Source organism: Blattabacterium cuenoti (assembly GCF_014251995.1).
In the GTDB taxonomy this organism is placed as follows: Bacteria; Bacteroidota; Bacteroidia; order Flavobacteriales; family Blattabacteriaceae; genus Blattabacterium; species Blattabacterium cuenoti_AE.
Genome location: NZ_CP059205.1, coordinates 333,795 through 348,585, shown reverse-complemented (window position 1 = coordinate 348,585; position 14,791 = coordinate 333,795). Strand labels below are relative to the sequence as shown.

Here is a 14,791-nt window from a genome sequence, read left to right as displayed (position 1 = left end):
GACCTATTTCTGATTTTTTTCTTTTTCTATTTTTTCTTTCAACTTTGCCAATCCTTCTATATCCCCAAGAGTTGATCTTTCAAATTTTCTACTTTTTATACGTTTTTCTCTTTTTTTGTCTTTATCACGGTAAGTAGATGTATGAGAAACAACAATTTTTTTTGATTCTTTATCGAATTCTATTATTTTAAAACTAGCTATTTCTCCTTTTTTAAGAATTGTTCCATCTTTTTTTTCTAAAAAACGTAATGGGGAAAATGCTTCTATTTCTTGATCTTTTATAAATCTAATAGAAGCACCTTTATCAAATAATTTTGATATCATTCCATCATGAATACTTCCTGTATAATAATTTTTTTCATATTTATTCCATGGATTTTCTACCAATTGTTTGTGTCCTAAATTAAGCCTTCTAGATTGAGAATCCAAAGAAAGTACAATGCATTCTAATTTATCGTTTATATTACAAAATTCAGAAGAATGTTTGATTCTCTTAATCCAAGAAAGATCATTTGTATAAATAATTCCAGATATTCCTTTTTCTAATTCTAAAAAAACTCCAAAATTTGTAAATTTTTTAACAATTCCAATATGTTTTGACCCTATAGGGTATTTACTTTGTATGTTAATCCAAGGATCTGGAGTAAGTTGTTTTACACTTAAAGATATTTTTCTTTCTTGACGATCTATAGTCAAAATTATAGCTTCTAATTCATCTCCTATTTGTACAAAATCTTGAGTAGATGAAAAATCAGTTGACCAAGACATTTCGCTAATATGTAGTAAAGCTTCTACTCCTGGAATAATTTCTACAAAAGCTCCATAATCAGCTAAAACAGTTACTTTTCCTTTGACTTTACTTCCAACTTTTAAATTTTTGTCTAAAGAGTTCCAAGGGTGAGGTTGTAATTGTTTCAGTCCTAATTGAACACGATTTTTTTCTTTATCTACACCTAAAACTACAAATTTTAATTCCTGGTCTAATTGAACGATTTCTGTGGGATGATTTATATGTGGCCAACTCATATCTGTAATATGAAGCAAAGCATCTACTCCTCCCAAATCTACGAATGCTCCGTAAGGAAGAATATTTTTTACTTTTCCCTCTAATACCTGCCCTTTATCTAATTTAGATATCATTTCCTTTTTTTGTTCTTCTATATCTCTTTCTATCAATACTTTATGAGATACAACAACGTTCTTTGTTTTTGAGTTAATTTTAACAACTTTAACTTCCATAGTCTTTCCTACATAAATATCATAATCTCTTACAGGTTTAACGTTTATATGTGATCCAGGTAAAAAGCACTCTATATTAAATATTTCAATAATTAATCCACCTTTTGTTCTAGCAGCAACGTATCCTAATATAACTTCTGACTTTTCGTACGCTTCATTAATTCTTTGCCAATTTCTTAACATTTTTGCTTTTTGATAAGAAAGGATACATTGTCCTTTATAATCTATTTTCACAACCATGACTTCTATTTTACTTCCAGGTTGAAGTTGTTGAACATTAGAGTTTTCTCTAAATTCGCTTATAGGAATAGCCCCTTCTGCTTTAAAACCAATATCTACAATAACAGTTCTATCTGAAATAAATGTCACTGTCCCTTGATATATTTCCAACTCTTTAATATCAGGTAAATTTTTTGTATAAAATTCTTCTAGTTTTTTTCTTTCTTCCTGTATCTCATTATTTAAATGAGTTTCGTATTTCGTCCAATCGAAACTTTTTATTACTTTTTCTTGATCATTTAATTTGTCATTATGAGACAAATCGGATACTTTTCTCTTTACTTTTTCGAGTTGATTAGACATAATTTATTATTTTTTTTACTATTTTTTATCCATATAAATCCATAATAAAGAACCATTTAATTATGAATATATATAGATATTAGGAAATAGAATTAAATATTCTTATTTTGTTTTTTATAAAAAAATAGACAATACAAAACTAATAATTTTTCAGTAACTTTTTCTACTAATTCAAAATATAAAATGTACCTCATTGTTGATACAGAAACAACAGGATTGCCTATATCCTATAATTTTCCAATTAATCGAACGGATTCTTGGCCAAGAATTGTACAATTTTCATGGCAGATTCATGACGTTTTAGGAGATTTAATAAAATCTGAAAATTTCATTGTAAAACCAGATCATTATGATATTCCTTTTAACGCTTTCAAAATTCATGGAATTACCAATGATAAAGCAGAAAAATATGGATATAATTTAGATTTCGTACTTTCTAAATTTAAAGAAGATTTTGAAAAATACCAATGTTTGATTGGACATAATTTAGAATTTGATAGAAAAGTTATAGAATGTGAATTTTTTAGAAAAAAAATAGATATTTCTTTCAAAAAGAAAAAGATTATAGATACTAAAGAAATTTCTGTTTCTTTTTGTAAAATTTTAGCTGGAAACAAAAAAAAATTTAAGTGGCCCACATTATCTGAATTATACCAAAAACTTTTTGAAGAAAAGATTCAAAATTTACATAATTCTGCAAGTGATGTAAAATCTACAGCTCGTTGTTTTTTAGAATTATTACGAATTGGAGTTATTTCACATCGAGAAATAGGAGTTAAAGAAGACGTAATTTTAAAATTCAGAAATAAATTTCCTAAAAAAATTTCTTATTCTATAGTGGATTTTAAAATTACTGATCTTTTTTCTTTTCCTGAAAAAAAGAAGAGAATAAATTATAATTTTAAAAAAAAATATGAAGAATTAAAAGGAGAATTAAAAGAAAAATTGAAAAAAAAAAGATATTCTCATATTCATAATCATACCCATTTCTCTATTCTTTATTCTACTATTGATATACAATCAATGATTGATAGAGCTATTCTTTTTAATATGCCATCTGTAGGTATAACGGATTATGGAAATATGATGGGATCTTTTCATTTTTTAAATGCTATTCACTCTACCAATAAAAAATATTATCCTAAAAAATCAATTAAAGGAATCGTCGGTTGTGAAATTTTTATTTCAGAAAATTATTTACAGAATAAATTTACAAAAGACGAACCAGATAAACGATATCTACAAGTTCTTTTATCTAAAAATAAAAAAGGATATTATAATTTATCTAAGCTTTGTTCTCTTGGTTTTACAGAAGGTTTTTATGCTGGATTTCCTAGAATTGGTAAAAAATTAATCGAAAAATACAAAGAAAATTTAATTGCTCTTACTGGCGACCTTAATGCAGAAATTCCATATACTATTCTTAATCATGGAGAAAGAAAAGCAGAAAAAATTTTTTTATGGTGGAAAGATCTTTTTGGAGATGATTTTTATATAGAGTTATTACGTCATGGATTGGAAGAAGAAGATTATGTTAATAAAATTTTATTGAAATTTTCTCAAAGGTATCATGTGAAATATATAATACAAAATAATACTTTTTATTTAGATCAAAGAGAAGCAAATGCACATGATATTTTACTTTGTGTAAAAAAAGGAGCAAAGCAATCAACTCCTATAGGAAAAGGAATAGGGTATAGATTAGGTTTTCCTAACCATGAATTTTACTTTAAAGATTCAGAAAAAATGAAGGTAATATTTTCTGATGTTCCAGAAGCTTTTGATTTTTTAGAAGAATTAGTTAATAAAGTAGAATCTTATAATATATCGAATGAAATATTACTTCCTAAATTTCAAATTCCAAAATCTTTTGAAAATCCTATAGATAAAATAGATGGTGGAAATAGAGGAGAAAATCATTTTTTGAAAACTCTTACTTATGAAGGAGCTAAAAAACGTTATAAGAATCTTACTGAAGAAATTAAGGATAGAATTTCTTTTGAATTAAAAACAATAGAAAAAATTGGATATCCGGGTTATTTTCTTATCGTTCAAAATTTTATTCATCAGGCCAAAAAAATGAATATTTCAGTTGGACCTGGAAGAGGATCAGTAGCAGGATCCGTTGTTGCTTATTGTATAGGAATCACAAGTATAGATCCAATAAAATATAATCTTCTTTTCGAACGATTTTTAAATCCTGATAGGATTTCTTTACCAGATATTGATATTGATTTTGATGATAAAGGACGTGAAAAGATTATTGAATGGGTTGTTCAAAAATATGGAAAAAATCAAGTTGCACAAATTATAACATATTCTACTATGGGAGCTAAATCAGCTATTAGGGATACTGGACGTGTCTTGAATTTACCTTTAAGAGAAACAGATACTTTAGCAAAAATGGTTCCGAATATGTTTTCTTTAAAAACTATTTTATCAGAAAATTATTCCATAGATAAAACTAATGTTAACAAAGGAGATAAAAATAATATCTTAAAATTAAGAAGTATAGCGAGAAATAAAAACGATTTGAAAGGAAAAGTATTGCATCAAGCAAAGATTTTGGAAGGTACTATAAGGAGCACAGGAGTACATGCTTGTGGACTTATTATAAGTCCGTACAATATTAAAGAGTATATTCCCGTTTCTGTATCCAAAGAATCCGATTTATTACTTACACAATTTGATAATCATGTTGTAGAACATGTTGGATTACTAAAAATGGACTTTTTAGGTTTAAAAACTCTTACTATCATTAAAAATGCTATTAATCTTATAAAAAAAAGACACAAAAATATTAAAGATTTTTCTTTTTCTTTGAAAGACGAAAAAACTTATTCTCTTTTCCAAGAAGGAAAAACCGTAGCAATTTTTCAATATGAGTCTCCAGGAATGCAAAAATATTTGCGTCAATTAAAACCTGATAAGTTTAATGATTTAATAGCAATGAATGCATTATATAGGCCTGGACCTATGCAATACATTCCTAATTTTATATCTAGAAAACATGGAAAAGAAGCTATTACCTATGATTTACCAGAAATGGAAGAATTTTTAAAAGAAACTTATGGAATAACCGTATATCAAGAACAGGTAATGTTAATTGCTCAAAAAATAGCTAATTTTAGTAGAGGAGATGCGGATTTTCTTAGAATAGCTATGGGGAAAAAACAGAAAAAACTTCTGAATAAAATGAGGAACCAGTTTATTGAAACTGCTTTGAAAAAAGGGTATTCTCAAAAAATATTAGAAAAAATATGGAAAGATTGGGAATATTTTTCTTGTTATGCTTTCAATAAATCTCATGCTACATGTTATGCTTATATAGCTTTTCAAACTGCTTATTTAAAAGCTCATTTTCCACATGAATATATGGCTTCTGTGTTAAGCAGTAATATGCATGATATAAAACAGCTTACTTTTTTCATAGAAGAATGTAAAAAAAATAATATATCTGTTATTAATCCAGATATTAATGAAAGTGATTCTTTTTTTGAAGTTACAAATTCTAACCAAATTCGTTTTGGCCTTACAGGAATTAAAGGAGTTGGAAAAAATGCTGTAAGAGTTATTCTTAATGAAAGGAATAAAAATGGACCATACACTTCTATTTTTGATCTTGTAAAAAGAATTGATTTGCGTGTTGTGAATAAAAAAACTATGGAAAGTTTGATTTTATCTGGTTCATTAGATTGTTTTAATATAAATAAAAAACAATATTTTTATGTTAAGTCTAATGATAAATTAAGTATTTTAGAAAAAATTATTCGATTTGGATCAAAATTTCAAAAAGAAAAAAAAAATAATAGTATTAATAAAATAAATCAATCTATTATTAAAAAATGTAATAATAAAAAATTATCTGATAATAAAGAAATGTTAGGTATTTATACTACTTCTACACATTATCTAGATGATTATAGTCATGAAATAAAATATTTCACTAATCTACCTTTATTAGACAAGGCAAATAAAGAATTTACTAGTTTTGGAAATAGAATTCGTATATGTGGAATTCTATCTAGAATGGAAAAAAAAACATATATAAAAAGTGGAATAAAATATGGTATTTTTTTATTAGAAGATTATAATTCTTATAAAGATTTTTTAAGTTGTGGAAAAAAATATTTAAAATATGAACCTCTTCTATCAAAAAAAAGATTATTATATTTAATTGTCTTTATTAAAAATTTGAAATATAAAGAACAAAAAATAAATGTTCTACATATAGAAAATGTGAACAACGTACTCACTAAGTTAGTGCATCAATTGATAATAAACATTAATATTAATGATTTAAACAGTAGAATTATTAACAGTGTCGAAAAATTAATTTCTAGAAAAAATGGATATAAAAAATTGAGTGTTATTCTTTCTGATAAAGAAAGTAAAATCTTTCTAGATTTTGAATCTATAAAGTATGGGGTGAATATTAATTCTAATTTTTTAAAAAAGTTAGAAAAAATTAATGGATTACATTTTTTTTTAAACATCAATTAATGATAATCTATATAAAGACTTGTTTAAATTAAAAAGACTTTGTTAAATTTGTATGTTTGTTTTAAAAAGTTTAAGGTACATGTATGTATAACTTGTGTTTTTAAAACTTTAAATGAAAGTAATTTATTTTTTTCTTAGGCGTGGTTTCATAAAAAAATGAAAATTAAAGTTAGAGTATCTCATGAAAAAGATACGAAGTATGCATCCTTAATCTGTAAAAAAATTAAGGAATCTGCAAAAATAAGAGGGACTGGAATTGCGAAAAAAGATCCAGAATACATTAAATTAAAAATGATTCATGGAAATGCCGTAGTTGCTTTTTGTGATGAAAAATTAGCAGGATTTGGTTACCTGGAAACTTTTCAAAACGAAGAGTTTGTGGTTAATTCTGGTTTAATTGTTTTTCCTGAATTCAGAAAACAAGGATTAGCAAAGATTATTAAAATTGAAATATTCAAACTATCTAAAAAAAAATTCCCAAAATCTAAAATTTTTAGTATTACAACAAGTAATACGGTCATTAAAATAAATACTGAATTAGGATTCAAGCCTGTTTCTTTTAGCGAACTAACTCAGTCTGAAAAATTTTGGAAAGGATGTAAAAGTTGTGCAAATTTTGATGTATTAACCAGAAATAAAAGAAAAATGTGTTTATGCACAGGTCTTTTATATAATCCAAATGTTATTGTAAATAAGTATAAAAATGAAAAAAATAAAAATAAAGTAAATCATTATTTATCTTCAGGAGATAAAATTGTTTTAGCTTACAGTGGAGGTTTAGACACCTCTTATTGTTTAAAGTATCTCATTCAAAAAAAATACGAAGTTCATACAGTTATTATTAACACAGGAGGATTCAGAAAAAATGAATTAAAAAAAATTGAAGAAAGAGCTATAAGTATTGGAGCTCAATCACATAAAACAATAGACGCTATAGAAGAATATTATCAAAATTGCATAAAGTATCTTATATTCGGAAATATTCTTAAGAATAATACTTATCCTCTTTCTGTGAGTTCAGAAAGGATTTTTCAAGCCATTAAAATAGCACAATATGCAACTTTTATTCAAGCAAAAGCAATTGCACATGGAAGTACAGGAGCTGGAAATGATCAAATTAGATTTGATATTGCTTTCCAAATTATTTGTCCAGAAAAAATAACTCTTTCTCCTATAAGAGACAGAAAAGTTTCTAGAGAAGAAGAGATTGAATATTTGAAAACTCAAGGTGTATCTATTTCTTGGAATCAAGCGAAATACTCTATTAACAAGGGAATTTGGGGAACTAGTATAGGAGGAAAAGAAACACTCATATCTTCTAATGATTTTCCAGAAGATGCTTATCCAACAAAATTGAGAAGAAAAAAAAGTGAAACCTTAGAATTAGAATTTGAGAAGGGAGAATTAGTAAGTGTTAATAAACAAAAAGAAAAAGCTATAGAAAATATAATAAAAATAGAGAAAATAGCCTCAAAATTTGCGATAGGGAGAGGAATTCATATAGGAGATACAATTCTAGGAATTAAGGGAAGAGTTGCATTCGAAGCTTCAGCTGCAATTATTATTATAAAAGCTCATCATCTTTTAGAAAAACACATTCTTACAAAATGGCAACTTTATTGGAAAGAACAACTATCTAATTGGTATGGAATGTTACTTCATGAAGCTCAGTATTTAGATCCGGTGATGCGTGATATAGAAAAATTTTTAAAAAGTACACAAGAAAGATTGACGGGAACTGTGGATATAATTCTTTATCCTTATAGATTCCATTTAGCAGGGATAAAATCAAAATTTGATCTAATGAAATCGTCTTCCAAAATGGCTCAATATGGAGAAATGAATTATGCTTGGACAGCAGAAGATGTAAAAGGGTTTACAAAAATTTTGAGTAATCAAATGAAAATGTATCATAATTTAAATAAAAATAAAGAAGAATGATTGAAATAGGTATTATTGGAGGATCTGGATATACTGCAGGAGAATTAATTAGATTAATGATTCATCATCCAAAAGTTATAATAAAAAGCGTAGTTAGCAAAAGATATTTTGAAAAACCAATTCATTTCGTTCATCATGATTTATTAGGAGAAATAGGAAATATGAAATTTGATCGTGATTTGAATAAGGAAATTGATGTTGTATTTCTTTGTTCTGGGCATGGAAAATCTAGAAAAGAATTAAGTAATATATCGGAAAAAACAAAAGTTATTGATTTAAGTGAAGATTTCAGAATTATAAATAAATCCTCTTTTGGAAAGAGAAAATTTTTATATGGTCTTCCAGAACTACAAAAAGAAAAAATAAAAAAATCTGATAATATAGCCAATCCTGGATGTTTTTCCACAGCTATTATCCTATCTATTCTTCCATTAGCAAAAAATAAATTATTAAAAAGTAATATTCATATCAGTGCCATCACTGGTTCTACAGGATCCGGAATAAAGAAAAGCGATACAAATCATTTTAGTTGGAGAAATAATAATATTTCTGCTTATAAAATATTTCAACATCAACATTTACAGGAAGTAGAACAAACTATTCATCAAATTCAAAATAATTTTTGTTATCAAGTTTATTTTGTCCCTTATAGAGGGAATTTTTCAAGAGGAATTATAACTACTTTATATACTTTATCTACCCTTTCTTTAGAAGAAAATAAAGCTCTATACGAAGAGTATTATAAAACACATCCATTTGTAAATATTTCTGATATTAATATTGATCTTAAACAAGTAATCAATACTAATAAATGTATTTTGTTCCTTCTTAAGGAAAAAAATCAACTAATCGTTGTAGCTATTATAGATAATTTAATAAAGGGAGCTTCTGGTCAAGCTATACAAAATATGAATCTTATGTTTAATTTTAATGAAGTTTATGGTTTGAAAACGTTAAAGTCTATTCGTTTCTAAATAAAAATTAATATGAACTTATTTGAGGTTTATTCTCTTTTAAATATAGAATTGAACAAAGGAAAAGGTCCTTATTTATTTGATTCTTATGGAAATAAGTATTTAGATTTTTATGGGGGACATGCTGTTATTTCCATTGGACATTCACATCCACATTATGTGAAAACTCTAACTGATCAAATTCATAAAATCTCTTATTATTCTAATAGTGTTCATATTTCTCAAAAAAACAGGTTAGCTAACCTTCTTGGAGATATTTCAGGATATAAAAATTATTCTTTATTTATATGTAATTCAGGAACAGAATCCAATGAAAATGCATTAAAAATAGCTTCTTTTCATACAGGGAAAAAAAAGATAATAGCTTTTAAAGGTGCTTTTCATGGGAGAACAAGTGGAAGTGTATCGATTACAGATAATTATAAAATAACATCCCCTTTCGATTCTCAACATGAAACGATATTTATAGACTATAAAGATCTTAATTCTTTAGAAGAAAAATTAAAAAACAAAGATGTTTGTGCTTTAATTACTGAAGGTATACAAGGAATATCTGGAATTATAGATCCAGGTTTTAATTTTTTTTGTAAGGTTACAGATCTTTGTAAAAGATATGATACAATATTAATTATTGATGAAATTCAAAGTGGATATGGTAGAACAGGGAATTTTTTTTCTCATCAATTATATCCTATTATACAACCAGACTTAATTACCGTAGCTAAAGGAATGGGTAATGGTTTTCCCATAGGAGGTGTACTCATTCATCCTAAATTTAAACCATATTATGGAATGTTAGGATCTACTTTTGGAGGAAATCATTTAGCTTGTACAGCAGGAATTGCTGTGTTAGAAATTATTAAAAAAGAGAATTTAATTGAAAATGCAAAAAAAATGGGTAAAATATTATCAGAAAAATTGCATCTTATTCCCGAAATTAAAAAAATAAGGGGTAGAGGGCTTATGATTGGACTAGAATTTAACTTTCCTATTCATTATTTAAGAGATATTTTAATTTTAAAAGAAAAAGTATTTGTTGGAACATCAAATAATCCATATGTTTTACGATTATTACCTCCGTTAAATATTAACACAAATCATATCATGTTATTCCTTAAAAAATTAAGAAATTCCTTAGCATATTTAAATAAAAAAAATGGAAAATAATAAGATAAAAAAAGGAATTCTCATGCTAGAAGATGGAACAAAATATAAAGCTTATCATTTTGGAGCTCCACTATCCACTTCTGGAGAAGTGGTGTTTAATACTGCTATGACAGGTTATACAGAAAGTATAACGGATCCTTCTTATAAAGGACAAATTCTTACTTACACTTATCCTATAATAGGAAATTATGGTATTCCATCTTCTTCTTGTAAAGAATCCATTTGTAAATTCTATGAATCTGATAAAATTCAAATATCTGGACTTATTATTTCTTATTATTCAAATCGTCCTTATCATTGGAATATGAATTCATCGCTATCTGATTGGTTATTCAAAAATGGAGTTCCCGGATTATTTGGAGTAGATACTAGATTTATCGCAAAAAAAATTAGAAAAAAAGGAGGATCTATGTTAGGGAAAATTTTGATGGAAAATGAGGATATACCTTTTTATGATCCTAATCAAGAAAATTTATCTAAAAAAGTATCTGTTAACAAAAAAATAATATATGGTAATGGAAAATATAAAATATTACTCGTTGATTTCGGTTTAAAAAATAATATTTTACGTTGTCTGTTACGAAGAGATTGCACTATTATAAGAGTTCCATGGGATTATGATTTTACAAATGAGGAATATGATGGATTAATTCTTTCTAATGGACCTGGAAATCCTAAAATCTATAAAAAACCTATACATTATATCCGTTTAGCTATGAAAAAAGAACGTCCTATATTCGGAATATGTCTAGGAAATCAACTTTTAGGAATTGCATCAGGAGGAGATACTCATAAACTAAAATATTCACATAGAGGACATAATCATCCAGTTGTATTATTAAAAACAGGAAAAAGTTTTATTACATCACAAAATCATGGATACGTTCTAAACACTGATAATCTTTCAAAAGAATGGAAAATATTTTTTAAAAACCTGAATGATAATACTTGTGAAGGAATAATTCATGACCATAAACCTTTTTTTTCTGTACAATTTCATCCAGAAGCTTCAGGTGGGCCTATGGATACCGAATTTTTATTCGATTTTTTTATAAATTCAATTGTTAATAGCATAAAAAACAATAAATAATTATTGAAAGAATCTTCAAAAATTAGTATGAAAATAGACAAAGTACTTATCCTGGGATCAGGTGCATTAAAAATAGGAGAAGCTGGTGAATTTGATTATTCTGGGACCCAAGCATTAAAAGCCTTAAAAGAAGAAGGGGTATATACCATATTGATTAATCCAAATATTGCCACAGTTCAAACTTCAAAAGAAATTGTTGATAAAGTTTATTTTCTTCCTCTAACTTTTTTTTTCATTAAAAGTGTTATAGAAAAAGAAAAACCGAAAGGAATATTATTATCTTTTGGTGGTCAAACTGCATTAAATTGTGGAATTCATCTTTTTAGAGAAGGAATTATAAATAAGTATAAAATTAAAGTTTTAGGAACTCCTATTGAATCTATTATTCATAGTGAAGATAGAAATCTATTTAGAAATAGGTTAACCAAAATGAACATAAAAACAGCAAAAAGTTTTGTAGTCCATTCTGTAAATGATGCTGTATCCTGTTCTTTAGAAATAGGATTTCCTATTATTATTAGATCTGACTATGCACTTGGAGGTTTAGGGAGTATTTTTGCAAGAGATGCTAGTAATTTAAAAAAAATAGTAAGTAAAATTTTTTCTCATTCTTCCCAAATATTAATAGAAGAATCTTTGGAAGGATGGAAAGAAATAGAATACGAAATTGTTAGAGACAAATACGATAATTGTATTTCTGTATGCAATATGGAAAATTTTGATCCTATAGGAATTCATACAGGAGAAAGCATTGTGGTGGCTCCATCGCAAACATTAACAAATTCTGAATATTATAATCTAAGAAAATTGGCAATACGTATTGCTAAAAATTTTAATATAATTGGTGAGTGTAACGTTCAATTTGCATTGAATCCTAATTCAGAAGATTATCGTGTTATTGAAATCAATGCACGTCTTTCTCGTTCAAGTGCCCTTGCTTCAAAAGCAACTGGATATCCTCTAGCTTTTGTGGCTGCGAAATTATCCTTAGGATACGGGTTACATGAATTAAAAAATTCTGTAACCAAAAATACTTCTGCTTTTTTTGAACCTGCTTTGGATTATGTGGTATGTAAAATTCCCAGGTGGGATCTGAAAAAATTTTATGGTGTATCCAATAAAATTGGAAGTAGTATGAAAAGTGTAGGAGAAGTAATGTCTATTGGAGGATCCTTTGAAGAAGCTTTTCAAAAAGGAATTAGAATGTTAGATATAGGAAAGCAAGGATTTATTAATAATATAAATAAAAAAAAGTTAAGATCACATCTTTTTATAAAAGAATCTATAAAAGAACCTACAGATCAAAGAATTTTCTTTTTAGAGGAAGCTTTAGAAAGTGGTTTTTCTGTAAAAGAGATACATGAATTAACTAAAATAGACCCATGGTTTTTATACCAACTCGATAATATTTTCCAAACAAAAAAAAAGATAGATAGTTTTGATACTTGGAAGGATGTTCCATATGAATTATTACAAAAAGCTAAAAAAGATGGTTTTTCAGACATGCAGATAGCTAGTATCTTTTTTAACAAAAAAAATAATAATGATGAACTTAATAAAAATGATCAATATAAAAATCTTTTTGATTTAGAACAAAAAATAAGAGAATATAGAAAAGGAAAAAATATAGTTCCATATGTAAGACAGATTGATACTTTAGCTTCTGAATATCCTGCTTATACAAATTATTTATATTTGACATATCATGCTATTCAACATGATATTATTTATGAAAGAGATGATAAATCTGTGATTACATTAGGATCTGGAGTTTATAGAATTGGAAGTAGTGTAGAATTTGATTGGTGTTGCGTAAATGCATTAAATACAATTAAAAAAGAATCTTATAGATCAATAATGATCAATTATAATCCTGAAACAGTAAGCACAGATTTTGATATCTGTGATAGATTATATTTTGAAGAACTTACTTTAGAACGTGTATTAGATATTATTGAATTAGAAAAACCAAAAGGAACAATTGTATCAATGGGAGGACAAATACCAAATAATTTAGTTTTGAAACTTTATGAAAAAAAAGTAAAAATTCTAGGAACCTCTCCTATTTCTATAGATAAAGTAGAAGATAGATACAAATTTTCTAATTCTATGGATTATTTGAAAGTTGAACAGCCTAGATGGAAAGAATTATCAGATTTTGATACTATTTATCAGTTTGTTAAAGAAGTTGGTTTTCCAATTTTAGTAAGACCTTCATATGTTCTTTCTGGTGCAAATATGAATGTTATTTCTAATCAAGAAGAATTGAAAAATTATCTTAATGAGGAGATGTCTACAATATCTCCTGAACATCCATTGATTATTACAGAATTTATTAAAGAAGCAAAAGAGATTGAATTAGATGCTATTTCTCAAAATGGAGAAATTTTATATTATGCTATATCGGAACATGTAGAATTTGCAGGAGTTCATTCAGGAGATGCTACTTTGGTTTATCCTCCACATAACCTATATTTATCAACATTAAAAGAAATTATTTTCATATCAAAAAAAATATCTAAATATTTAAATATATCCGGTCCTTTTAATATTCAATTTTTATCTAAAGATAATAAAATAAAAGTCATTGAATGTAATTTAAGGGTTTCTAGAAGTTTTCCTTTTGTATCAAAAGTATCTCATTTTAATATGATTGAGTTAGCAACTCAAGTTATTCTCGGAAAGAAAAAAAGTAAAATAGAATCGGATTTTATGATCAAAAATTTCGTAGGAGTAAAAGCTTCTCAATTTTCTTTTTCTCGTTTACAAAATGCGGATCCTATTTTGGGAGTAGATATGACTTCTACGGGAGAAGTAGGATGCTTAGGGGATTCTTTTGATGAAGCACTTCTTAAGTCTATGATTTCTGTTGGTTATACTATTCCAAAAAAAAATATATTAATATCTGGAGGACCTATAGGATCAAAATTAGATCTTCTAGAAGCTATCAAGCTATTACATAAAAAAGGATATATATTATTTGCAACAAAAGGAACTAATAGTTTTTTATCTAATAATGGAGTTCCCTCTATAAAAGTTTATTGGCCAAATGTAAAAAAATATTCAAATGTTATTGAATTAATAAAAGATAGGAAATTAGATCTTATTATTAATATTCCTAAAAATTTAAGTAAATCAGAATTAGATAATGATTATACTATAAGACGTTATGCTGTAGATTTTAATATTCCTCTTTTAACTAATACCCGTTTGGCAAAAGCTTTTATACAAGCATTTTGTAATCTGTCAATGAAACAACTACTTATAAAAGATTGGAATGAATATAAATGAATAA

At 26.4% G+C, this 14,791-nt stretch carries 7 protein-coding genes; 6 read left to right on the top strand and 1 reads right to left on the bottom strand.

Annotated elements, in window-relative coordinates; genetic code table 11:
* Positions 1-3: 3 nt before the first annotated feature.
* The gene (gene rpsA, locus H0H51_RS01610) at positions 4-1,821 is read right to left on the bottom strand and encodes a 30S ribosomal protein S1 (protein WP_185876601.1); all 1,818 of its coding nucleotides are present in this window, start codon (positions 1,819-1,821) and stop codon (positions 4-6) included.
* Positions 1,822-2,004: 183 nt separating this feature from the next.
* Here rpsA and dnaE point away from each other — a divergent pair, with 183 nt between their 5' ends.
* The 6 genes from dnaE to carB all read left to right on the top strand — a co-directional run bounded on the left by dnaE (position 2,005) and on the right by carB (position 14,787).
* Complete coding sequence (gene dnaE / locus H0H51_RS01605) at positions 2,005-6,324, top strand: DNA polymerase III subunit alpha (protein ID WP_185876600.1); 4,320 nt, start codon at positions 2,005-2,007, stop codon at positions 6,322-6,324.
* Positions 6,325-6,480: 156 nt separating this feature from the next.
* The gene (locus H0H51_RS01600; protein WP_185876599.1) at positions 6,481-8,265 is read left to right on the top strand and encodes an argininosuccinate synthase domain-containing protein; all 1,785 of its coding nucleotides are present in this window, start codon (positions 6,481-6,483) and stop codon (positions 8,263-8,265) included.
* Positions 8,262-9,239 carry an N-acetyl-gamma-glutamyl-phosphate reductase gene (gene argC / locus H0H51_RS01595; RefSeq protein WP_185876598.1) on the top strand — a complete coding sequence of 326 codons (978 nt, stop codon included), beginning with the start codon at positions 8,262-8,264 and terminating at the stop codon, positions 9,237-9,239. The genes H0H51_RS01600 and argC overlap by 4 nt, the downstream gene beginning before the upstream one ends.
* A 12-nt stretch (positions 9,240-9,251) precedes the next feature.
* The gene (locus H0H51_RS01590; RefSeq protein WP_185876597.1) at positions 9,252-10,406 is read left to right on the top strand and encodes an aspartate aminotransferase family protein; all 1,155 of its coding nucleotides are present in this window, start codon (positions 9,252-9,254) and stop codon (positions 10,404-10,406) included.
* Positions 10,396-11,496: a glutamine-hydrolyzing carbamoyl-phosphate synthase small subunit gene (gene carA / locus H0H51_RS01585; protein ID WP_185876596.1), complete on the top strand. Its 1,101-nt coding sequence runs from the start codon at positions 10,396-10,398 to the stop codon at positions 11,494-11,496. Before H0H51_RS01590 ends, carA begins: the two co-directional genes overlap by 11 nt.
* Positions 11,497-11,523: 27 nt before the next feature.
* Entirely contained in the window at positions 11,524-14,787 is a 3,264-nt protein-coding gene (gene carB / locus H0H51_RS01580) for a carbamoyl-phosphate synthase (glutamine-hydrolyzing) large subunit (RefSeq protein WP_185876595.1), read from the top strand.
* Positions 14,788-14,791: the final 4 nt, after the last annotated feature.

Excerpts from the sequence above, each read along its gene's own strand:
- rpsA (WP_185876601.1), bottom strand. The coding sequence starts at position 1,821 with ATGTCTAATCAACTCGAAAAAGTAAAGAGAAAAGTATCCGATTTGTCT.
- dnaE (WP_185876600.1), top strand. The coding sequence starts at position 2,005 with ATGTACCTCATTGTTGATACAGAAACAACAGGATTGCCTATATCCTAT.
- H0H51_RS01600 (WP_185876599.1), top strand. The coding sequence starts at position 6,481 with ATGAAAATTAAAGTTAGAGTATCTCATGAAAAAGATACGAAGTATGCA.
- argC (WP_185876598.1), top strand. The coding sequence starts at position 8,262 with ATGATTGAAATAGGTATTATTGGAGGATCTGGATATACTGCAGGAGAA.
- H0H51_RS01590 (WP_185876597.1), top strand. The coding sequence starts at position 9,252 with ATGAACTTATTTGAGGTTTATTCTCTTTTAAATATAGAATTGAACAAA.
- carA (WP_185876596.1), top strand. The coding sequence starts at position 10,396 with ATGGAAAATAATAAGATAAAAAAAGGAATTCTCATGCTAGAAGATGGA.
- carB (WP_185876595.1), top strand. The coding sequence starts at position 11,524 with ATGAAAATAGACAAAGTACTTATCCTGGGATCAGGTGCATTAAAAATA.